This window comes from Microbacterium sp. LWH7-1.2 (genome assembly GCF_038397755.1).
Classification (GTDB): Bacteria; Actinomycetota; Actinomycetes; order Actinomycetales; family Microbacteriaceae; genus Microbacterium.
In genome coordinates this window covers 4,029,040-4,051,258 of record NZ_CP151637.1, presented here as the reverse complement: position 1 = coordinate 4,051,258, position 22,219 = coordinate 4,029,040, and the positions used below count along the sequence as shown (strand labels likewise).

General features: G+C 69.2%; 15 protein-coding genes, 3 tRNA genes and 3 pseudogenes. 9 read left to right on the top strand and 12 right to left on the bottom strand.

Features of this window, described 5'->3' with window-relative positions:
- Positions 1-78: 78 nt before the first annotated feature.
- Positions 79-1,086, bottom strand: coding sequence for a LacI family DNA-binding transcriptional regulator (locus MRBLWH7_RS18760; RefSeq protein ID WP_341997259.1), 1,008 nt, complete (start codon positions 1,084-1,086; stop codon positions 79-81).
- 140 nt (positions 1,087-1,226) lie between these two features.
- Here MRBLWH7_RS18760 and MRBLWH7_RS18755 point away from each other — a divergent pair, with 140 nt between their 5' ends.
- The 8 genes and pseudogenes from MRBLWH7_RS18755 to MRBLWH7_RS18720 form a co-directional block, all read left to right on the top strand.
- Positions 1,227-2,162: a sugar ABC transporter permease gene (locus MRBLWH7_RS18755; RefSeq protein ID WP_341997257.1), complete on the top strand. Its 936-nt coding sequence runs from the start codon at positions 1,227-1,229 to the stop codon at positions 2,160-2,162.
- A complete protein-coding gene (locus MRBLWH7_RS18750) occupies positions 2,159-3,040 on the top strand; it encodes a carbohydrate ABC transporter permease (protein WP_341997255.1) in 882 nt (293 codons plus the stop codon). The genes MRBLWH7_RS18755 and MRBLWH7_RS18750 overlap by 4 nt, the downstream gene beginning before the upstream one ends.
- A 67-nt stretch (positions 3,041-3,107) precedes the next feature.
- Entirely contained in the window at positions 3,108-4,451 is a 1,344-nt protein-coding gene (locus MRBLWH7_RS18745; protein WP_341997252.1) for a sugar ABC transporter substrate-binding protein, read from the top strand.
- 72 nt (positions 4,452-4,523) lie between these two features.
- Positions 4,524-6,284 carry a beta-galactosidase family protein gene (locus MRBLWH7_RS18740; RefSeq protein ID WP_341997250.1) on the top strand — a complete coding sequence of 587 codons (1,761 nt, stop codon included), beginning with the start codon at positions 4,524-4,526 and terminating at the stop codon, positions 6,282-6,284.
- Positions 6,277-8,370, top strand: a complete 2,094-nt coding sequence (locus MRBLWH7_RS18735) for a beta-galactosidase (RefSeq protein WP_341997249.1) — start codon at positions 6,277-6,279, stop codon at positions 8,368-8,370. Before MRBLWH7_RS18740 ends, MRBLWH7_RS18735 begins: the two co-directional genes overlap by 8 nt.
- Positions 8,371-8,801: 431 nt before the next feature.
- Positions 8,802-10,193: pseudogene (locus MRBLWH7_RS18730) on the top strand (glycoside hydrolase family 3 C-terminal domain-containing protein); the annotation flags it as partial.
- Positions 10,194-10,341: 148 nt separating this feature from the next.
- Positions 10,342-10,604 (top strand): annotated as a pseudogene (locus MRBLWH7_RS18725) (ATP-binding protein); the annotation flags it as partial.
- A gap of 21 nt (positions 10,605-10,625) precedes the next feature.
- Positions 10,626-10,927: pseudogene (locus tag MRBLWH7_RS18720) on the top strand (hypothetical protein); the annotation flags it as partial.
- Between the two features lie 65 nt (positions 10,928-10,992).
- On the opposite strand, the gene MRBLWH7_RS18715 reads toward MRBLWH7_RS18720, so the two are convergent.
- The 4 genes from MRBLWH7_RS18715 to MRBLWH7_RS18700 form a co-directional block, all read right to left on the bottom strand.
- Positions 10,993-11,066, bottom strand: a tRNA-Met gene (locus MRBLWH7_RS18715).
- Between the two features lie 34 nt (positions 11,067-11,100).
- Positions 11,101-11,172, bottom strand: a tRNA-Thr gene (locus MRBLWH7_RS18710).
- A gap of 62 nt (positions 11,173-11,234) precedes the next feature.
- The gene (locus MRBLWH7_RS18705; RefSeq protein ID WP_341997247.1) at positions 11,235-13,037 is read right to left on the bottom strand and encodes a M23 family metallopeptidase; all 1,803 of its coding nucleotides are present in this window, start codon (positions 13,035-13,037) and stop codon (positions 11,235-11,237) included.
- 351 nt (positions 13,038-13,388) lie between these two features.
- Complete coding sequence (locus MRBLWH7_RS18700; RefSeq protein WP_341997246.1) at positions 13,389-14,195, bottom strand: inositol monophosphatase family protein; 807 nt, start codon at positions 14,193-14,195, stop codon at positions 13,389-13,391.
- 104 nt (positions 14,196-14,299) lie between these two features.
- On the opposite strand from MRBLWH7_RS18700, the gene MRBLWH7_RS18695 reads away from it, so the two are divergent.
- Positions 14,300-15,892 carry an NAD(P)/FAD-dependent oxidoreductase gene (locus MRBLWH7_RS18695; protein ID WP_341997245.1) on the top strand — a complete coding sequence of 531 codons (1,593 nt, stop codon included), beginning with the start codon at positions 14,300-14,302 and terminating at the stop codon, positions 15,890-15,892.
- A gap of 11 nt (positions 15,893-15,903) precedes the next feature.
- On the opposite strand, the gene MRBLWH7_RS18690 is transcribed toward MRBLWH7_RS18695, so the two are convergent.
- From MRBLWH7_RS18690 to MRBLWH7_RS18660, 7 genes are all read right to left on the bottom strand, one after another.
- Positions 15,904-16,890: a hypothetical protein gene (locus tag MRBLWH7_RS18690; protein WP_341997243.1), complete on the bottom strand. Its 987-nt coding sequence runs from the start codon at positions 16,888-16,890 to the stop codon at positions 15,904-15,906.
- A 115-nt stretch (positions 16,891-17,005) separates the two neighbouring features.
- Complete coding sequence (locus tag MRBLWH7_RS18685) at positions 17,006-17,563, bottom strand: YbaK/EbsC family protein (protein WP_341997241.1); 558 nt, start codon at positions 17,561-17,563, stop codon at positions 17,006-17,008.
- 57 nt (positions 17,564-17,620) lie between these two features.
- Positions 17,621-17,705, bottom strand: a tRNA-Tyr gene (locus tag MRBLWH7_RS18680).
- Between the two features lie 89 nt (positions 17,706-17,794).
- On the bottom strand, positions 17,795-18,706 hold the full coding sequence (locus tag MRBLWH7_RS18675) for a PfkB family carbohydrate kinase (RefSeq protein WP_341997239.1): 912 nt from the start codon (positions 18,704-18,706) through the stop codon (positions 17,795-17,797).
- A complete protein-coding gene (locus MRBLWH7_RS18670) occupies positions 18,703-19,203 on the bottom strand; it encodes an FBP domain-containing protein (protein WP_341997237.1) in 501 nt (166 codons plus the stop codon). The genes MRBLWH7_RS18675 and MRBLWH7_RS18670 overlap by 4 nt, the downstream gene beginning before the upstream one ends.
- Positions 19,204-19,310: 107 nt before the next feature.
- Positions 19,311-20,099, bottom strand: a complete 789-nt coding sequence (locus MRBLWH7_RS18665) for a hypothetical protein (RefSeq protein WP_341997235.1) — start codon at positions 20,097-20,099, stop codon at positions 19,311-19,313.
- Positions 20,096-22,075, bottom strand: coding sequence for a glycoside hydrolase family 13 protein (locus MRBLWH7_RS18660; RefSeq protein WP_341997233.1), 1,980 nt, complete (start codon positions 22,073-22,075; stop codon positions 20,096-20,098). Before MRBLWH7_RS18660 ends, MRBLWH7_RS18665 begins: the two co-directional genes overlap by 4 nt.
- Positions 22,076-22,219: the final 144 nt, after the last annotated feature.

The following is a 22,219-nucleotide window of genomic DNA, read 5'->3' as shown; positions in this document are numbered from 1 at the left end:
CAACTCCGGCGGACAACACACGCATCCGGCGAGATCGTTGGTACGCGGTCGACACACGGGCGTTTGCGGCCCCTTCGATCAGCGCGAGTCGTGGCTCCAGCGCTGGGTGGAGTCCCGGACAACGAGTTCGGTGCCTATTCTCCTGATCCCCGCTGCGACCTCGCGGCCCTCGATCTCGTCCACGAGAAGCGCAACGGCGGTAGCGCCCGCAAGCGCGAACTGCTGGCGCACCGTCGTGAGGGGCGGCCAGAACTGAGCGGACTCGGCCATATCGTCGAAGCCCACGATGCTCACCCTGTCAGGGACCGGAATGCCCTTCTCATGGAAGGCGCGCAGCACGCCCAATGCCATCTGGTCGTTGGCGACGAATACCGCGGTCGCCTCCGGATTCTCGGCCAACGTCAGTCCGGCTCGGTATCCTGACTCCGGCGTCCAATCGCCGAGAACGACCGGGGGCACTACTCGCCCCAGCCCCTCGAGGCGCGACTGCCACGCACGTCGTCGTGCCGCCGCCGCATTCGAGATTGCAGGGCCGGCCACATGCCATACGGTGGGGTGCCCGAGCTCAAGCAGGTGGTCGACAGCGAGGAGAGCGCCCTGCTCCTGATGGGCGTCGACTGCGGGGTAACGGCGGTCCGGGCCTGCGTCGACGATCACGACGGGAACGTTGTCGGGCATCCGTAGGGCTGCCGCTGTGGCATCAGTCGTCTCCAGGATGAGGATGATGCCGTCCACGGCCTCTTGCCAGAGGCGCCGCATGGCCCAGGAGAAGTCAGCAGCACCGGATGCACCACCCGCGGATTGGATCTGAATGAGCTCGATGGCGTAATTGCGTCGAGCCGCCTCGTTCCCGATCGCGCTGATCGTGCGCACGTTCCCCAAGGAATCAGCGTCGAAAGCAACGACCGCGATCGAGCGGAACTCGCCCGATCGCAAGGCTCGGGCGGCGATGTTCGGGCGGTAGCCGAGCTCTGCCATGGCCTGTTCGACGCGCTCCTGTGTCTTCTTCGCGACGTTGCCCATGCCGTTGGCTACCCGGGAGACGGTCTGACCGGACACGCCGGCATGCTCTGCGACGTCGCGCATCGAGACGGACCGGACGCGATCAGCCTGCGAAGCCATGGGACCTTTTTCTGCTGGGAACTTGACAACTGATGACGTCAACAACCTAATATGAACCTCGCAGATGATGACGTAAACATTTGCACGATCCGGATTGGACATCGATGTCGACCTTGGCACGGCCCGCGGCCCGCACCGCGCGTCCACTGACACCCAACCCCTCACGCCGCCGACCGCGCCACGGATGGGCTGGGCTGGCATTCCTGGCACCTTTCCTGTGCGTGTTCGCCGTGACGATCCTCGCACCGGTCGTCTACGCGATCGTCCTCAGTCTGTTCCGTCAGCGACTGATCGGGGGCAATTCCTTCGTCGGCTTCGACAACTACCTCGCCGCATTCACCGACCCCAAGTTCCTCGAGGGCCTCCTACGTGTGAGCGCGTTCCTGGTGATCCAGGTGCCGATCATGCTGGTGCTGGCGCTCCTCGCCGCCATGGCGATCGACTCCCGCCGTCTCGCGCGACCAGCCTTCTACCGCGTCACGATGTTTCTGCCGTACGCGGTCCCGGGGATCGTCAGCGTCCTGATGTGGGGGTTCCTCTACTCCGGCCGTCTCGGGCTGGTCGGGAACATCAACTCGCTCGTCGGTTTCGAGCTGATCACGCCGTTCGCAGCGCAATGGATCCTCGTCGCCATCGGGAACATCGTCACGTGGGAGTTCCTGGGCTACAACATGGTGATCTTCTACGCGGCGTTGCGAACCATCCCCGAAGAGCTGTACGAGGCCGCCGCCATCGACGGCGCGGGGTCGTGGCGAATCGTGACAAGCATCAAGCTCCCCGCCCTTCGCGGCGCCATCGTCATCGCAACGATCTTCTCGATTATCGGAAGCGTCCAGCTCTTCAACGAACCGAACATCCTGCGGCCGAACGCGCCAGGCGTGATCACGAGCTACTACACCCCGAACATGTACGCCTACAACCTGAGCTTCATCGGGCAGCAGGCCAATTATGCGGCGACGTTGGCCATCATCATGGGCATCGCCACAGCGGTGGTCGCCTACATCGTCCAGGTTCGCGGTACCCGCCAGGAGATCCAATGAGTCACACCATGACGCGTCGCCGTCGCCTTCCCACCACCCCGCGCAAGTCGGTCACCCTCACTGTGATCATGGCCTTCTTCGTGCTCTACTCGCTCGTGCCACTGGCGTGGCTCATCATCAGCGCCACCAAGACGCAACCGGAACTCTTCACGTCATTCGGATTATGGTTCTCGGGCCCGTTCGCCCTTTTCGACAACATCTGGCAGACACTGACCTTCGACAACGGCATCTTCGTTCAATGGTTGGGCAACACCGTCCTCTACGTCATCGCCGGTGCAGGTGGCGCCACGCTACTGGCTACCCTCGGCGGATACGGTCTGGCGCGGTTCGAGTTCCCCGGCAAGCGCGGCGTCTTCACCCTCATCCTGGCCGCGATCGCGATCCCGGGAACAGCCCTTGCCGTGCCGACATTCCTCCTCTTCAGCCAGATGGGCCTCACGAACACGGTGTGGTCCGTGATCATCCCATCGCTCGTGTCCCCGTTCGGGCTCTACCTGATCTGGGTCTACGCACGAGACGCGATTCCCACGGAACTGCTCGAGGCTGCGCGGGTGGACGGGTCAGGAGAACTCCGCACCTTCCTCACCATCTCCCTTCGGCTGCTCGCCCCCGCGGTGGCGACCGTGGGACTCTTCTCCATCGTTGCTTCGTGGAACAACTATTTCCTCCCGCTGATCATGCTCAGCGACCCGGAACTCTACCCTCTGACGATCGGACTCAACCTCTGGAACGTCCAGGGGCAGGGCATCGGCGCCGATCCGATCTACAACCTCGTCATCACCGGAGCGCTGCTCACGATCATTCCGATCGTCGGGGCATTCCTGCTCATGCAGCGGTACTGGCAGTCCGGTCTTGCGGCCGGAAGCGTCAAGGCATGACCGCTTCGGCTGATGACCTCGATCCCCTGCCCGGGGCATACATCACCACCAACGAAAGGAACACAGCATGAACCGTCGTCTGATCGTGCGCAGCGTCGCCGCGAGCGTCGCTGCCGCCCTGGTCGGCGTCACCCTCGCCGCTTGCGCCAGCACCGGCACGCCTGAGTCATCGGGAGAGAAGGGGGCCGACGCCGTCGAGAACGCGTTGAAGGAAGGTGGCGAGATCACCTTCTGGAGCTGGAACACGACATCCGAGGACCAGGTCGCGGCGTTCGAGAAGGCCTACCCGGAGGTCAAGGTCAATCTCGTCAACTCCGGCGGCGCGGGAGACAGCAACCTGAAGCTGCAGAACGCGCTGGCCGCCGGCAAGGGCGCACCCGACGTGGTCCAGCTTGAATACATGTCGGTCCCGCAGTTCGTGCTCGCCGACGCATTCATCGATCTCACCGACTACGGCTTCGCGGACCTTGAGGATCTGTACACGGCCTCGTCGTGGCAGAACATCAGTCAGGGCGGCATCTGGGGTCTCCCCCAGGACTCCGGGCCGATGGCTCTTTTCTACAACCAAGCCACCTTCGACAAGTTCGGCCTCACCGTGCCCACGACATGGGACGAGTACATCGACGCGGCACGCCAGCTCCACGCCGCCGACCCGGAGTATTTCATCACGAACGACTCCGGACTCGACGGCGGATTCGGCTCCGCAATGCTCTGGCAGGCGGGCTCGAAAGCCTTCCAGACCGAGGGTGACGAGGTCACCATCGATCTGCAGGACGAGGGCGCCCAGCGTTACGCCGAGACGTGGGGGACGCTTGTCGACGAGGGTCTGCTCGACGGCATCGGCGGCTGGAGCGACGAGTGGTTCGCGGGCCTCGCCAGCGGCAAGATCGCCACGCTCCCTGCCGGCGCCTGGATGGCTGGCGTCCTGGAGGCCGGCGCGGAGGACGGCGCCGGCAACTGGCGCGTCGCGCCGATGCCGACGTACGACGGCGGTGAGCCCGCCACAGCGGAAAACGGCGGCAGCACGATGGCCGTCACGAAGCAGTCCAAGAGCCCCGCGCTCGCTGCAGGCTTCCTGAAGTGGCTGAACTCGTCCGACGAGTCGATCGACATCTTCGTGGGTGCCGGCGGCTTCCCCGCCACGACGGCTCAGCTCGAGTCGTCTGAGTTCCTGAACGCCGAGCCGGGGTTCTTCGGCGGCCAGCAGATCAACCAGGTCCTGGTCGAGGCGGCCAAGTCGGTCCTCCCCGGCTGGCAGTACTTGCCGTGGCAGGCCTATGCGAACAGCATCTACGGTGACGCGATGGGACCGATCTATGCAGACCAAGGCGACCTCGCGGACGGGCTGACGGCATGGCAGGACGCCAACATCAGCTATGGCCAGGAGCAGGGCTTCACTGTCGGAGAGTAGAACCCGATGGGGTGCGGGTCGTTCCTCCGAGAGCGACTCGCACCCTGATCGGTTAATAAGGAGTATCCACGCATGACCGCCTCCCGTTTCGCGTACGACGACGAGACGTTCCTCCTCGACGGTGAGCCCCTGCGCGTCCTCTCCGGCGCCCTCCATTACTTCCGGATCCACCCCGACCAGTGGGCCGGCCGAATCGCGATGGGGCGGCTGATGGGGTTGAACACGATCGAGACCTACATCCCGTGGAACGCGCACAGCCCAACACGTGGGGTCTTCGATACGGATGGCGGTCTCGACCTGGGACGATTCCTCGACCTCGTCGGTGAGGCAGGAATGCACGCGATCGTCCGGCCCGGTCCCTACATCTGCGCTGAGTGGGACGGAGGCGGCCTTCCAGCCTGGCTTTCCACAACCCCTGGAATCGGCCTGCGCTCCTCCGAGCCTCGCTATCTCGCCGCCGTCACCGAGTACCTGGAGGCGGCGCTCGCCGTGGTAGCCCCGCGGCAGATCGACAACGGCGGCCCCGTGATCCTGCTCCAAGTGGAGAACGAGTACGGCGCTTACGGCGAGGACGCCGACTACCTCCGCTCGCTGACCGAGGTCTACCGATGCAACGGCATCACGGTTCCGCTCACGACGGTGGACCAGCCGCGGGACGGCATGCTCGAGCGCGGCAGCCTGCCTGAGGTGTTGGCGACCGGATCGTTCGGTTCCCGCGTGACCGAGCGCCTCGCCGCCCTGCGCGCGCACCAGCCGCGCGGTCCGCTCATGTGCTCGGAGTTCTGGTGCGGGTGGTTCGACCATTGGGGCGGTTTCCATCACGTGACGGACGCGGCGGAATCTGCGCGGAGCCTCGACGAGCTCCTCGAAGCGGGCGCTTCGGTGAACATCTACATGCTGCACGGCGGCACGAACTTCGGGCTCACCAACGGGGCGAATGACAAAGGTCTCTACCAGCCGACAGTGACCTCGTACGACTACGATGCCCCGCTCGACGAAGCGGGCCGCCCCACCAAGAAGTTCTGGCGGTTCCGCGAGGTGATCGCGCGGCACGAGGCGGTTCCGTCGCTGCCTTCGGATGGTCTCGTCATTCCGGATTTCGTCGTTCCCGAGCCGGTGCCCCTGGTCGGCGCTGGCCTGCTCGACGAGGTGCTGCCTGGGCAGTGGTCGGCGTTCGAAAGTGCGCCGACGCTGGACGACCTCGGCTTGTCAGGCGGGTTCCTCCGCTACCGCGCGTCCCTCTCGGGCGGTGACGACCCCACTCTGCTGCAGTTGGCAGAGGTGCGCGACCGTGCGTGGGTGTATCTCGACGGCGCCGCAGTGGGCGTCCTCTCGCGCTCCGCCGGTGAGCGCTCGATCGTCGTCCCCCGGGGGGGCGGCCGGCTGGAGATCCTGGTGGAGGACGAGGGGCGTGTCAACTACGGGCCGCGAATCGGCGAGCCGAAGGGCCTGATCGGGCCCGTCACGCTCGGCGGAGCGGAGATCCGCGGCTGGGAGGCGGCCCCCGTTCCGGTGGAGGCCTTGCCGGCGATAGCGGAGGACTCCCCGGAATCTACCTTGCCGCTCCGCGCGGGCCTCATCCGCGCCCATTTCGAGTTGGACGAGCCTGGGGATCTGGCAATTGCCGCGGACGACATCGGATGGGGAATCGCCTGGATCAATGGGTTCGGTCTGGGCAGATTCCGGCCCCGCGGCCCGCAGCGGACGCTCTACGTGCCGCTGCCCGCAACACGTGCGGGGCGCAACACCGTCGTCCTGTTCACCCAGGAGGCGCCGCGGTCGCCGCGGCTGAGCTTCCGCCCCTCGCTCGACCTCGGACCGATCGATGAGTGAGATCGCTCGTCGCATCCGGTACGGCGGCGACTACAACCCGGAGCAATGGCCCACCACGGTGTGGGACGAGGACGTCCGGCTCATGCAGCAGGCGCACGTCACCACGGCGACCATCGCCGTCTTCGCATGGGCGAAGCTCGAACCGGCGCCTGGCCAGTACGACTTCGGCTGGCTCGATGATGTATTCGACCGTCTGAGTCGTGCTGGCATCCGTGTGATCCTGGCGACCGCCACGGCATCGCCGCCGGCCTGGCTTGCACACCGGCATCCCGAATCTCTGCCTGTGACGATCGACGGCGTGCGGCTCGCCTTCGGGTCGCGTCAGCAGTTCAGCCCGAGTTCTGCAGCGTACCGGCACCACGCGCTGCGCCTCGTGACCGAGCTCGCCGCCCGGTACGCCGACCACCCCGCCCTCGAGGCGTGGCACGTCGGCAACGAGTACGGCAACCACGTGACCCGCAGCTATGACCCGGAGACGGCGGAGGCTTTTCGCATCTGGCTGCACAACCGCTATGGCGACATCGACACGCTGAACGCAGCATGGGGCACGGCATTCTGGTCGCAGACATACCGGAGCTTCGCAGAGGTGGGTGTGCCCTCCGCCGCCCCGATGATCCGCAACCCGACGCAGGTGCTCGACTTCGACCGATTCAGTTCCGACGCGCTGCTCGAGCTCTATCGCGCCGAAGCGGAAATCATCCGCTCCTACGCCCCGGACACCCCGATCACGACCAACTTCATGTCCTTCTTCAAGGACGTCGACTACTGGTCGTGGACGCCGCACGTCGACGTGGTCTCCGACGACCTCTACCCGGATCCTGCCGACCCGCGCAGCTATGTGCTGTCAGCAGCGACACGAGACCTCATGAGGTCGCTGGGCGCCGGAAAGTCGTGGCTGCTCATGGAGCAGGCGACTTCCGCCGTCAACTGGCGGCCGCCCAACGTGCCGCTCGCGGACGGTCGGCACCGTCTGAACTCGCTGCAAGCCGTCGCACGCGGCGCTGACGGCGTCCTCCATTTCCAGTGGCGTCAGTCCGCCGCGGGCGCAGAGAAGTTCCATTCCGCGATGCTTCCGCACGCGGGCGAGGACACGCGCGTACACCGGGGCGTGCGTGCCCTCGGCGCAGAGCTGCGCGAGCTGGGGGATCTGGTCGGCGCAGGAGTGCCCGCGAGGGTCGCGCTCTGCTTCGACTGGGATTCGTGGCGGGCGATCGAGCAGGACGGCACCCCGGCTACGGTCGACTATCTCGATACCGTTCTGCGGTTCTACGAGGGATTCCTGCGCCGAGGCGTCACGGTGGACTTCCTGCATCCCGAGGCGGACTCGACGGCATACTCGCTCGTGGTCGCACCCGCGGCACACGTACTTTCTGACGATGCCGTGCACGCGCTCGCGTCTGTCCCCGCTCGCGGTGGCACGCTCGTGGTCACCTATCTCAGCGGCGTCGTGGACGAGAATCTCCACGTCAGGCTCGGAGGGTACCTGGGAGGCGAGGGGGCTCTGCGCAGCGCGCTGGGAGTCAGAGTGGAGGAGTTCGCACCGGTCGCGGACAGCACCGCCTTCGACGTCACGGGCGACTACGCGGGCGCGTCGGACTTCTGGCAGGAGCTGATCCGGGTTGACGACGCGCAGGTCGAGGTGGTGTCGTCGTTTGCGAGCGGCTTCGCGGCGGGTTCTCCCGCTATCACGGTCAAACGTGGTGTCGGCGGCGCCGGGGCAGCTTGGTATGTCGGCACCCGACCGTCGACAGCACTGGTGGACAAGCTCGTCAGCGCTTGGCTCGCCGACAGCAATATCCCCGCAGCCTTCGAGCACGCCGTCACGGGCATCGAGACGGTCCTCCGCGGAAGCCGACGATTCGTCGCCAACCATTCCGAAGCACCTGTGCGACTGAGCGTCGACAATCGCCAAATCGAGCTGTCTGGCCATGACTGCACATGGATCGGGACGAGAGAAGAACCGATCGAAATCACTTCGACGAGCGCCGGTCCGACGTTGATCCCGTCCGAAGGGGAGATCCAGCGGTGCGAGCACGTGGGAGCGTTGATGATCGCACGCCCTGGGTCGCCTGACCCGGCAGAGTGATCGTCGAAGAATCGGGGTACAGCTTTGGTTGACCCTGTTCGACGACGAGACGATTCGAATCACGGCGCGGGCCGATAGCCGCATTTCCTGGATGTCGAGTGAGCTGGTTGTCGGGAAGCCGAGCAACCTGGAATTCGAGGTCGGGAGATCGTCTGACACTTTCCCTCCCCCGCGTCGCGGCGGAATACGACTACGCCACGAGGAACTCAGTTCGTGGATGCCGAGGGCACGCTCTTGACGAGCGGCCTGCCCGTAAGCGACCAGGCTGATCACGGTCGAGACGGGCTGTCCGGTGTCGGTGAGCACATGCGCGCGCGGAGGGCGGCCGGGCGGGATGCGTTCCTTGCGCCGGTGCGGGCGTCCCGGCGGCGACGGCCGATGCGAGAGCGATCGCCTCGAGCGCGGTGACGTGGCCGGCGTCACTCATCGTGAGACCCTTCCAGGGCGCCCTCGACGCCATCGCGGGGGGACTCCTGACCGAGGACGCCCTCGACAGGGCCGTCGCACGCATCCTTCGGCTGAAGTTCGAGTACGGCCTGTTCGAGAATCCCCGCCTCCCCGACCGCGAGCGCATCGACGCTGTCGTCGGGACCGCCGAGCACGCCGACCTGAATCTCGAGGTCGCGCGCCGGTCGCTGGTGCTGCTGCGCAACGACGGCACGCTGCCGCTCGCGGGCGGGCTGACCGCTGATGAGTCCGGGCGGGCGGTGGCCGCAGCATCCGGTTCCCGGCGCGTCGCGGTGGTCGGCCCCCTCGCCGACGACGCGCAGACGCAGCTGGGCGACTGGGCCGGCGGATCTGGGCAGGCGGATTGGATCCACGCGCAACCCCGTCAGATGATCACAACCGTGCTCGACGGACTTCGCACCCAGACGCCGGCCGACTGGACCGTGACATTCGCGCCCGGAGCCGACATCCTGGCTCTCCAGCCCGATCCCGAGGGAGAGTTCTTCCCCGATGGGCAACCGCGTCCGCCGATCGTCACGCCCGCTCAACCGGACGAGGCGATGATCGCGGACGCTGTATCCGACGCCCGTCGCGCGGATTACGTCGTCGCGGTCGTCGGAGACCGCATCGAGCTCGTTGGAGAGGGACGCTCCACGGCGACCCTGAACCTGGTCGGCGCGCAGCGCGCGGTGCTCGAAGCTCTCGCCGCGACGGGCACTCCGCTCATCGTCGTGATCCTCGCCTCCAAACCGCTCGTCCTGCCTCCCGCTGTGACCGATGCGGCCGCAGTCGTGTGGGCCGCCAACCCCGGTATGCGCGGCGGTCAGGCGATCGCGGAGCTGCTTCTGGGCCTCATCGAGCCGTCCGGGCGCCTTCCGATCTCGTTCCCCCGGCACGTCGGCCAGCAGCCGACGTACTATAACCAGCTCCGCGGGCAGCACGGCGACCGCTACGCCGATTTGACCCAGCGCCCCGCCTACGCATTCGGCGACGGCCTGTCGTACACGAACGTCGAGTACGGCGGCCTGTGGATCGCGGAGGACCGCGTGGCGCAGGACGACATGCTCCGCGCCTACGTGACTGTACGGAACACTGGCGCGCGGCCGACGCGCGAGACCGTGCAGGTGTACGCGAGCGACCTCTTGACCTCGGTCAGCTGGGCCGATCAGGAGCTCAAGACGTTTCGACAGATCGATCTGGCGCCAGGCGAGGAGGCCCAGCTCGAGTTCGAGCTGGCGGCCGGGGCGTTCACCATCGTCGACGCCGATGGTCGCCGCGACGTCGAGCCCGGCGAGTTCGAGTTGCGCGTCGGGCCGTCGAGCCTCGGTAGCACCCAACTACGAGCCCGCTTCAGCATCGAGGCCATCGCGGGCTGAGGTGCCGCAGTAGCATCTCGAGGATCAAGAACAGGCGGCGCGCTGCCCGAAGTGTTGGGGAGGTTGGGCCACCACGGGATGGTGCTGGGGCGCTCGCTCACGCCGCTGGAACACACAGCAATCGACCTCGCGCTGACCGATGTCGTCCCACGACGAGGCATGGCGGCTGATGGCCTATCCCTCGCTGCTGCGCCGCATTGACGCCCAGTGGCGCCTGGCACGCCACTTCGGCATCGCCAACATGCTCGTCTTCCACAAACTGTCCGACCTCGACAACGTCGCAGACTCCGGTTCCGCCATGCGCGCTCGCCTCTTCACTGCTCGCGAACGCCGAGGCCCGCATCGTGTACCGACGAGAGCCAGATCAAGACGGATCAAACCAGTGCTGCCCTCGGTCTCACCCGTACGGAGATTCACCCTTCGTTCCAGATCGTCACGCCCCCCGATCTTCGCCATACGGCAGCCAGCTCGCGGTCTCGGCCAGCAGAAACGTGAAGCCCGTACAACGAGTGCTGGGGCATGCATCAGCGGCGATGACCCTCGACGTCTATGCGGATCTCTTCGATGAGGGCCCCAATGCCGTGTCGGACGCGCTCGACCGGGAGGCGGGCCTCACACTTCACCGCCAAGGTCTGGCCAGAGCCCGACCTCGATCCCCTGCATCAGGAGGTCGGAGTGCTCGTCTCGCGCAAGCATGCGCAGGATGTGGGCAAGCGGCAGATTCGCGGCTGTGATTCACGGCTTCAGACACTTGGCCAACGAACGACAAAACCCCCGATTTACAGGGGGGTTCGATCGGTAGCAGGAGCGGGGCTTGAACCCGCGACCTCACGATTATGAGTCGTGCGCTCTCACCAACTGAGCTACCCTGCCACGCACATCCAACGGTCACGAAATGGATGCTGCGAGCCCCGAGTCAGGATTGAACTGACGACCCCTTCCTTACCATGGAAGTGCTCTGCCACTGAGCTATCGGGGCGTGCTGCCCGCAAGCAGGCAACTAGAAGAGGATACCAGAGCGGCGGCATCCTTCCGAACCACTCAACCCACCGTGTGGGTCCCGTCGGTGTGCTCCTCGAGCCACGGCCACGGGTCGATGGCGGTGGTGCCGTTCTTCAGGATCTCGAAGTGCGTGTGGGCGCCGTACGAACGGCCCGTGTTGCCGGTGCGGCCGATGACGGTGCCGACGGTGACGTGCTGACCGGCGCTGACCTGCAGCGAGCCGTACTGCATGTGCGCGTAGTGGCTCGAGACCATCTGCCCGTCGACGATGTGGTCGATGATGACGTGCACGCCGTAGGCGCCGCCGGCCTCGGAGGCGACGCGGACGGTGCCGTCGGCGATCGCCTGCACCGGTGCGCCGTTGCCGGGCGTGAAGTCGATTCCCTCATGCATGCGTCCGGAGCGCATTCCGAACCCGTACGACATCGTCACGCCGACCGCGAAGGGCCACTGGATGTTCGAATTCGGGTTGTTGTGGAACAGGTTCGAGAAGTTGCGGATGCCGGCCTCCGACGCGAGCTGAGCCGTCGTCGTGGTCGAGTAGTTCTCGGTGCGCTGCAGCGTGTCGCTCTGCGCGTCGCCTGGCGCGACATACGCCTGGATCTCTGCCTCATCGATGACGGGGGCGGCGTCATCGCCCACCGCGAGCACCGAGAGCGAGGCATCCGTTCCGTTGACGGCCGCGACCGCCTCGGCCGGAGTCGTCATGCCGACGGCCATGAGGCCGACGATGCCGAAGACGCCCACGGAGAACGACGCGGTGGCGACGCGCTTGAAGGCGGATCCACGGCGGGTCTGCGCACGGCGAGGCGCCGCGTGCGGCGCAGCCTCTGCCTGCGTCTCCGCTTCGGGCGCGGGCTGCTGGACGGGGGTCTCGCCGGTGAAGGCGAACAGGCGGGATGCGGCTTCGAACTCGTCGACTCCGGATGCTGCGGGCGCGGGGATCGGGCCGGTCAGAGGCTCGATCCGCTCCGTGCGAGGGCGCTCCGTGCGCGGGAGCGACGCGCGCGCCTCGGAAGGCTGCGAGGCCCCGGAGGCGGCAGCGGACCCCGCGGTCGCCGTCGGCTGCGCGGTGGTGGCGGTCTGTGACGGTGTTGCGGCCCTGGGCGCGGACGTCGTCTGCGGCCCGACCTGCTCCGGGGCCGACGCCGGTGACTCCACGGGCGCGGCGGTCGGCTGCGGCGCGGCGGCCTCGACGGCGGGGACGGTCGTCGCGACGGTCGCGGCGGCCTCCGCGGCGAGGAGCCTCGCGAAGGTGTCGGCCATCCACGTGGAGGCTCCCTCGGCGGGCGACGCACTCGCAGCGGCGGCGGGGACGGGAGTGGTGGAGGCGGGCGACTCGGCGACCGCGACGGGCTCGAGGAGCTCGAACGGCTCCGCGGGAGCGAGCACGGTCTCGAGCAGCGGCGCCGGCTCTTCGCGGGTCGGCAGCTCGGCCTCGAAGGCCGCAGCCGGTCGCTCCGGCTGGGCCGGGGCGACGGGGGCGATCGACGGCGCGACCGCGACGGGCAGCTCACCTGTCTGCGTGCGGCGGGAGCGGCGGCTCACCCGCTCGACACCGGGCGCGGCCGAGGACGCGGCAGTCGCCGAGGAACGGGCGCGGGCGCGGGGCGCGGCGGGCTCGACGACCGGGCCGGCCCCGGCCGGGAGCTCGACCGACGACGGGGCGGGGGCCACCGGCGCAACGGGCGCCGCCGCCGGCGCAGGAGCCACGGCAGCCGGAGCGGCCGCCTGCGATGCCGGAGCTTCAGGGGCCGAAGTCGGGTACGTCGTCGCCTCGGGCTTCGCCGCGGGGGTGGCGGCAGCATCCGTCCGCTTGGAATCGCCCGGACGACCCCACACGACCGCGGGACGCTCGGGAGCGATGCTCGCAGCCTGCCGCCGTGCGGTCGCACGGCCTGCCCCGAGAGCCTCCGGCGTCGCCTGAGCAGGCGCTGCGGAGGGTCGGCTGGAGCGGCGCGTGGGCGCAGATCCGGCCTGGGGGGCGTCGAAAGGCAAAGCGGAAGCGGGCTCTCAGGTCGTGCCGCGAGGGGGGTGTTCGCGACAAGGCGGTCTTCGGGCAAAGGACCCCTCCGCCGTTCGGGTGGCGAAGGTAACGATCGGGTAAACCCTACCCCGGGCGCCCTGGGAATGCCATGTACGGCTTGGATTTCACCACGCGCGTTTCGTGAGGATTCGATGAGAACGGCGTCATCACGCGAGCCCCGCCGCCTCCGCCAGGCGGTCGAAGATAGCCGGAGTGGCGGCCACGACGAGAGGTGCGCGCGGACCGCCGTCGGGCTCCGCGCGGCCGAACCGGCCACCCGCCTCGGTCACGAGCAGGGACCCCGCCGCGAGGTCCCACGGGGCGAGCCCGCGCTCGAAGTAGCCGTCGAGGCGCCCGGCCGCGACGTACGCGAGGTCGCTCGCCGCCGATCCGCCCCGGCGCAGGTCGCGCGCGGGCACCGCGGGCATGACGCGGCCGATGAGCTCGATGTCGCCGGGTCGCGTCGCCGGGTCGTAGCCGAAGCCGGTCGCGAGGAGCGCGCCGGCACCGCCGACCTCGGGGTTGACGGCGAGCCGGTTCACGCCCAGCCACGCGCCCTCCCCGCGGGCGGCGTGGAAGATCTCGCCGAGCACCGGGGTGTAGACGACGCCCGCCAGCGCCTCCCACTCGCCGGGGGTCGGCTCGCCCTGCACGGCCGCGATGCTGACCGCGTAGGACGGGATGCCGTACGCGTAGTTGACGGTGCCGTCGATCGGGTCGACGACCCACGTCACGCCGCTCTCACCCTGAGCTCCGCCGGTCTCCTCGCCGAGGAACCCGTCGTCGGGCCGGGCCGCCGTCAGTCGGGCGCGGATCAGCGCCTCGACCTCGCGGTCGGCCTCCGTCACGATGTCGGCGAGGGCGGTCTTGGTCGCCGCGATCGCGACGCCGGCTTCGCGGCGCGTCCGCGCGAGCTCCCCGGCTTCGCGGGCGATGTCGATGGCAAGGGATTCGAGGTCGTGCTCGAGGCTCATGCCTCCACGGTAACGAACCGGCGGCGACGCCCCGCCACGGGCCGGGTGCGCGAACGACACCCGACATCGCGAGTACAGGCGACCGGCTGGGTAGCGTGGTGCGCATGGTCGCTGCCGCCCGTCCCTCCCGCTTCGACGTCGCCATCGTCGGCGGCGGTCACAACGCCCTCGTCGCCGCCGCGTACCTGGCACGGGCCGGACGCTCGGTCGTCGTCCTCGAACGGCTGGACCACGTCGGCGGCGCCGCGGTGTCCGAGCGGCCGTGGGCCGGCGTCGACGCACGGCTCTCGCGGTACTCCTACCTCGTCAGCCTGCTGCCGCAGGGCATCATCGACGATCTCGGCCTCGAGATCCGTCTCCTCCGCCGCCGCTACTCGTCCTACACGCCGGATCCGGCGAGCCCGTCGCGCGGGATCCTGATCGATACAGCGGATGCTGCGGCCACCGCCGACTCGTTCACCCGCGTCACCGGAAGCCCTGCAGAAGCACAGCGGTTCGCAGACTTCTCCGACCGGATCGAACCGGTCGCGCGATTCCTCTTCCCCTCGATGACGCGGCCGCTTGCTCGCGAACAAGCGGTGCGGACGGAGCTCGGAGACGACCGGCTCTGGTCCGACCTCTTCGAGCGTCCCCTGGGTGACGTGCTGCGGTCGTCGTTCGACACGGACATCGCCCGTGGCATCGCCCTCACCGACGGGCTCATCGGCACGTTCGCCTCGGCTGACGACGAGAGCCTGCTCCAGAACCGATGCTTCCTCTACCACGTGATCGGCGGCGGCACCGGGCACTGGGACGTGCCCGTCGGCGGCATGGGCCGCGTGACGACAGAACTGTCGCGCGCCGCGAGCCAGGCGGGCGCCGAGGTGCGCACCGAGACCGAGGTGATCGCCGTGACGCCGGACGGCGAGATCACCCTCGCCGACGGCGGTGCCGTCCATGCTCGACTGGTGCTGGGCGGCGTCGGCCCCGCCGTGCTCGCGCGGCTGCTCGCGGCGGGCGGCGCCGGTGCCTCGCTCGGCGCCGCCCCCGCGCCCGAGGGCGCGCAGCTGAAGGTGAACATGCTGCTGAAGCGACTCCCCCGTCTTCGCGACGACCGCGTCGCACCCGAGGCCGCGTTCGCCGGCACGTTCCACGTCAACGAGACCATGACCCAGCTCGACGACGCGTATCGGGCGGCCGCGGGCGGCGGCATCCCTGATCCCCTCCCGGCCGAGATCTACTGCCACTCCCTCACCGACCCGACGATCCTCGGCCCCGAGCTGCGCGCCTCGGGTGCGCAGACCCTGACGCTCTTCGGCCTGCAGGTGCCGCACCGCCTCCTCGACGGACGGGACACGGATGCTGCGCGCGCCGCGCTCCTCGACGCGGCCCAGCGCTCACTCGACGCGGTGCTGGGCGAGCCCCTCGCCCATTGCGTCTACGAGGCTCCTGACGGCACGCCGTGCGTCGAGGCGCGGACCACCGCCGATCTCGAGCAGTCGCTCGGTATGGTCGGCGGCGACATCTTCCACGGGCCGCTCTCGTGGCCATGGGCGGGTGACGACGAGCCCCTCGACACGCCCGCTCGACGGTGGGGCGTCGCGACGGAGCATCCGGACGTGCTGCTGTGCGGCTCGGGCGCGCGCCGCGGCGGCGCGGTCAGCGGCCTCGGCGGACACAACGCCGCCATGGCCGCGCTCGAGCTGCTCGCCCGCTGACCGTCCCGCGCTCAGGGACGCGGCGGCAGCGGCGGAGGCGGCGGGTAGCCCTCGTACCCGGGCTGCGTCCTCGGCGGCTCGGAACCCGTCCACTCGGAAGCCGCCGGCTCGGGAGTCGGCGCGGCGAGCTCCGCGGGCGCCGGCTCGACCCGCGTGAACACGTGCGCGCCCGGCGACGGGTAGCCCGTGTAGTACGCGTTCCAGTCCGGCGAGCCGTCCGGGAGCATCGGGAGCGGCGTGACCGCGTCGACGTACGTCGGCCACGGCAGGAGGTCCTGCGCCGCCGGCGCGATGGCGGCCGGCGCCGCCGGCGAGGCAGGGGCGTGATGCACGGCGTACGGACGAGGCCTCTTGGGCGCGAACAGCACGTTGACGAGGGGGACGAGCGCCGTGCCCACGGCGGCGAGGATCGCGACCGCGACGACGATGCGCCAGTAGATGTCGGCGAAGTACAGCCACTCCCAGAACGCCAGCGGGATGATCAGCAGGGCCGCGAGTCCTACGACCAGCGCGATGGTGATGACGACCACCGTGCGGGTGAAAGGGGTGTCGTGGCGCTGGAACGCCCTGAGGTACAGGCGCGCGTGCAGCAGCACGAGCTGCAGGATCAGCACGATCAGCAGGAACTGGATGACCCGCGAAACCCCCAGCCACGGGAAGCGGTCGGGCATCCAGATCATGATGGCGCCGATGAGGAGCGCGACGATCCACGACGCCATGCTCGCCAGGGCGAACCAGCCCGGCCGACGGGGCGCCAGGTGCGCGTCGAGGATGGCCACTCCGGCGAACGCCGCGAGCAGCAGGATCGTCAGGAACGCCCGCCCGATGAGCCCGTTCTGCGATCCGATCAGCACCCAGACGACGCAGACCAGCGCGGCGGCGATGAGGGCGCCGATCGCGACCCAGATGGCGGCGCGCAGCAACGGCGAGGGCGAGGCATCCGTCCGCCCGGCTTCCCCTCTCGGAGCGGGCGTCGCATACGGGTCGGGCGCGGTCATGGCGTTCCTCTCGTGACGCGGGCGGAGTGCCTGCACCGCCCATCCTGACACGCCGACCCGCGGCGCGTGGGAGGTGATCGCAGCCCGGGTGGCCGACCGGATTCGAACGGATGCCTCAGCCCACGGCGCGTCCGAGATCCTCGACGAGCTCGGCACCCGGGAGGGTGAGCAGGGCGCTGCCCGGAAGGAAGAGCTTGCTGCCGCGCACTCCCCCGCCGATGACGACCTCGGGCGTCGCTGCGACGGCGGCGTCGACGAGGATCGGCCAGTCCGCGGGAAGCCCGATCGGGGTGATACCGCCGTACTCCATGCCGGTGAGCGCGACGGCTTCGTCCGCCGGCGCGAACGAGGCGCTGCGCACGTCGAGGCGCCGCCGCACGACGCCGTTCACATCGGCGCGGGTCGTCGCGAGCACCATGCACGCGGCGAACCGCACAGCGCCGCCACGTTTGCCCTTCACGACGACGCAGTTCGCCGACGCCTCGGGCGCGACGCCGTACCGCTCGCAGAACGCTGCCGTGTCGGCGAGCGACGGGTCGATCGCGGCGACGCCCACGGTCGCCGCAACGGCGGGATCGAGCTGCGCGAGCCCGCCGGCGACGACCGGGCTGACGAGCTCGGGATGCCGCGTCGCGGCCTCCGCGGTGAGGGTGCCGGTGGCCGTCCAGATCATCGCCTCAGGCTAGCGCCGCAAACCACGAAGCGCCCCGCGGTGCGGGGCGCTTTCTGATGGTGGCGAGTGAGGGATTCGAACCCCCGAAGTCTAAGACGGCTGATTTACAGTCAGATCCCTTTGGCCGCTTGGGTAACTCGCCAGGTGCGCACCCGTCCGACTTTTCCAGACGACCGGAGGCGCGATCCACCATCTTACGCGTAGATCCCTGAGGTCAGAAATCGAGGGTGCTCACGTGCCGATGCGGTCGAGATCCAGGCTCTCGAGCGCGCTCGGCGTGCGCAGCAGCGCCCCCTCGAACCGGCACGTCGCGGCGGCTGCGTCCATCGCCGAGACCAGCACCGTGTCCCAGTCCTCCGCGGTGTCGGGCCTCCCCGCGACGAGCGCGGCGATCGTGGCGGCGAAGGCGGCGTCGCCGGCGCCCATCGTGTCGACGATGCGGCCCGGAAGGTTCGAGATCGGCCGCGTCACCACGGTGTCACCGGCCTCGATCGTGGCGCCCGCGGCGCCCTCGGTCGCGAGCACGGCACGGGCACCGAGGTCGATCAGGCGGGCGCGCAGGGCGTCGAGCCGCTGGTCGTACAGCAGCGCGGCGTCGTCCTCGCCGACCTTCACGAGCGCGGCACCGGCCGCAAGAGCCTCGAAGCCTCGCACGAACTCGTCCTTGTCGTGCATCATGCCCGTGCGCGGGTTGGGGTCGACCGCGACGGATGCCTCTGCCCCGGCGATCGCTTCCGCCAGCTCGGCGGCCTGCTCGGCGTCGTCGAAGGCGAAGCAGCTCACGACAACGAGGTCGGCGTCCGCGAAGGCCTGGCGCTCGGCCTGGCCGAAACGGATCCGGCGGCGCTCTGACGCCTCGTTGAACTCGTACACGGGCTCCCCCGCGCCGGAGCGGGTGCTCACGGCGCGCGCAGTGCCCAGAAGCGACGGGGTCGCGAGCAGGTCCACACCGAAGTCGGCGAGGTAGCGCCGCACGCGCGATGCGGGCTCATCGTCACCCAGCATCGCGACGAGGGTGGCCGGCACGCCGAGCCGCGCGAGTCCGACCGCGACGTTGAGCGCCGCCCCGCCGACGAACTCCCGCACGCCGTGGTCGTCGCGCAGCTCGTCGATGAGCGCGTCGCCCACGACGACGACGGTCATCGCCTTACTCCGGCGGTCTCGAGCACGCGGCCGACGAAGGCCTCGGTGCGCCGGCGCGTGCCGTCGATCTTCATGTCGACGCTCGCGCGCACCTCGTTCGGCGCGAGCGGCGGCGCCAGGCGCACGTTCTCGTGGCACGACAGATCGGCGCAGATGTACGTGCCGACGCTGTCGCCGTGCACGCCGGCCTCACCGGCCTTGCGCGCCGTGTACATGGTGACCTGGTCGGCCGGCTGCATCGTGTGGCACAGGTTGCAGAGCGCCGCGCGCGCGTGGGACGAGCCCTCCGCGCCGCGGAGCACGATACCGGCGGGCTCCCCGTCGATCTCGGCGACCAGGTAGCCCCGGCCGCGCGTGCGCGGGTCGCGCCACGCCAGGAAGTCGAGATGATCCCAGTCGGTGAGCACGAAGTCGTGAGGCAGGGTGACGAGACGCAGCTCGTCGGCGGAGGCGTTCACGAACGCGGAACGCAACTCGTCTTCGGTCAGTGGGCGCATGGCACCTCCTCGCCCGCCCAGTCTACGAAGGACGACGGATGCCGCCACCCCGCGCGTTCGCGGCGCGCGGGGCGGCAGCATCCGTCGTCCCCGCAAAAACCGGTGCGTCAGCTCCAGCCGAGCCGGGTAGCGACGACGTCGGCCGCGCGGGACGGGAACTCGTCCCAGCCGGGCTCGAGGATCTCGCGCGTCATCCGATACAGCTCGTATGCGGTCTCCTCGATCGGCAGGTCCACCGCCGCCGCGATGTGCGCCCCCCAACCGGGGAAGTCCCGCTCGAACCGCCGCATCGGATCGTTCGCGTCGCGAAGGGCCGTGGATGCTGCGGCGAAGCGTCCGCGGATCGCCCGGACGAGCAAGTGGACGGCCCAATGCCGGATGAAGGCGTTGCCGTTGAGCACCTCGCCGCGCCGGACGCGGCCGACGCCGATCAGCAGCTTCACGAGCACGAGCCGCGCGTCGTTCGCCGGATCGAACCGGTCACCCTCGGCCGCCCGCGCCCGCGACTGGGCGAGCAGCATCGCCGTCGTTCCGGACTCGTCGTCGACGAGCACCGTGGCGTCGCCCGCGCGAGCCTCGGCGAGCTCGGCCGCGTCGGAGAAGGCGAACTCGAACACGTGGGCGTCGTCATAGACCGCGACGAAGCCGATCTCCCCCTCGCGCGCCGTGAGGACGAGACGATCCTGGTCGGGCAGCCATGACAGGTCTGGACGGATCTCAGCTCCCCGACCGGCCGCCGTGACGGCGAAGAAGTCGTGGTCCGACCATTCGTCGCGCCGGTGGCGGGCCTCATCGGAAGCGGAGCCGAGGAGCACGAGCCCCACGAGCCCCTGACGCTCCCGGACGCCGGTCGCGAGGCCGGCGCTCAGTTCCTCGAAGCGGTCGGGTGCCGTCACGCCGACGCCACCTCCTCGGCGGGCGTGATCGTCTCCGCGGAGGCGACGCCGCGGGAGACCTCGTCGGCCTGCTCGGACGTGGCCGGCAGCGGGGCGGGCACCCGGACGCCGGCGAGGCGCCACACCGCGAACGCCGGGCCGTCCGCCGACAGCACCACCGAGCCGTCCGAGGCGACGGCGAGCGTCGCGTCGCCGAACACGGCCTCGGCCCCCGCCGCCCAGGGCAGTTGGCCGGCCGCGATCTCGGCATCCGCGTCACCCTTCGAGGCCAGCACGAGGAGCGTCTCGTCCTGCGACTCGCGTGCGAACACGACGGTGTCGTCGTCGACGTGCACCCATCGCAGGCCCCCCGTCGAGAGGGTCGGATGCGCCTGGCGCAGCGCGATGAGCTCGCGGTAGAGGGCCAGGCGCTCGGCTACGGCGGGGTGGGTTTCGGTGCCCCACGGGATCGGCGTGCGGCTGTCTTCGCCCTCGGCGCCGGTGAGCCCGAACTCGTCGCCCGCGAACACCACCGGTAGGCCCGGCAGCGTCACCATGAGCCCGACGGCGACGGGGACGGTGCCCGGTCCGGCGTTCGTGGCGAACCGGCCGGTGTCGTGGGTGTCGAGCGGCTGCATGTTGGCCAGGCGCACGCGCCACGGGATGCCCGCGGTGAAGCGCACCATCGCATCGACGAACTGGCGTGCGGTGTAGCGGGGTATGCCGCCGATCGGCTGGCCGAAGAACCAGGGCTCGCTGCGCTCCACGCCCTCCGCCGTCAGGAACGGCGTCCCGGTCGGCTCAGACAGCCACCCCCACAGCGGCCGTGTGAACGACGGGTACGTCATGGCGCCGTGCCAGCCGTCCCCCTGCAGGTCGCTGGCCGCGTCGTTCGTCGACTCGCCGAGCAGAATCGTGTCGGGGTTGATTTCGATCATCGTCTGGCGCAGCAGCTGACGCACCTCGGCGTTGAGGTCGACGTCGCCCAGGCGGCCGGTCATGTTGGCGACGTCGATGCGCCAGCCATCGGTCGAGTACGGAGGCTTCAGCCACTTCGCGACCACCGACTCCGTGCCCTCGATGAAGCGGTCGCGCAGCTCCTGCGACGCCCAGTTGAACTTCGGCAGCGTCGGCGTGCCGAGCCATGACACGTATTCGGTGTTCGCCTCGTCGGTGAAGTAGTAGTACTGCTCTTCCGGCGCACCGGGGTTGCCGAGGGCCGCCTGGAACCACTCGTGCCGATCGCCTGAGTGGTTGCTCGTGAGATCGCCGATGACACGGATGCCGCGCGCATGCGCCGCCTCGATCAACCTGATGTACGCGTCATCGCCGCCCAGCAGCGGGTCGACGCGGTCGAAGCTCGCCGCGTCGTAGCGGTGGTTGGACGCCGCCGGGAAGATCGGCGTGAGGTAGAGGAGGTTCACGCCGAGCGAGACCAGGTGGTCGAGCTTCTCGACAACCCCGTCGAGGTCGCCGCCGTAGAACTGCTGCGAGCGTCCGGGCATCAGAGGGTCGACCGGGGTGTCCCAGGTCGCGGCGATCGCCCAGTCCGGTGTCGGGTGGGTGTCCGCCTGCGCTGAGCGCGCGAAGCGGTCGGGGAACACCTGGTACATCACGGCCTCGGCGAGCCACGCGGGCGGCGCCGGACTGGAAACCAGTGCGAAGTCCTCGGCGTCGAGCGTCTCGATCGTGTGCAGCCCCGTCTGGTTCAGCCACTCCACGCGGCGGTCCTCGTGCACCAGCACCCAGCGGTAGCCGTGACGCGGGTTGCGCACCGTGACGGGGGCCTCCCACCAGTCCCAGCCGTCCACGGTGCCGAGGAGGCGAGCATCCGTCCACTCCGGCTCGTGATCGGGGTTCGAGCGTGTGCGCACCGCGGTGAGCGGACCGTAGCCCACCGGCACCCGCAGGCGTACGGTGACGACGTCGCCGAGCTGTGGCGCGGGGTCCGATACGTACAGGGACGAGCCGTCGTGGTGCGGAGTCAGGGTTGTCATGCTGTTGCCTTTCACAGGACAGGCGGCGTTGCACCGCGAGAGAAGTGCGGCGTGGTTGCACGGACGACGCCATGACAGAGCCCTTGAGTTGTTGTTCAGTTGTATCCGTTCCGATCATGGCACGGAGGTCGACGGATGCTGCGC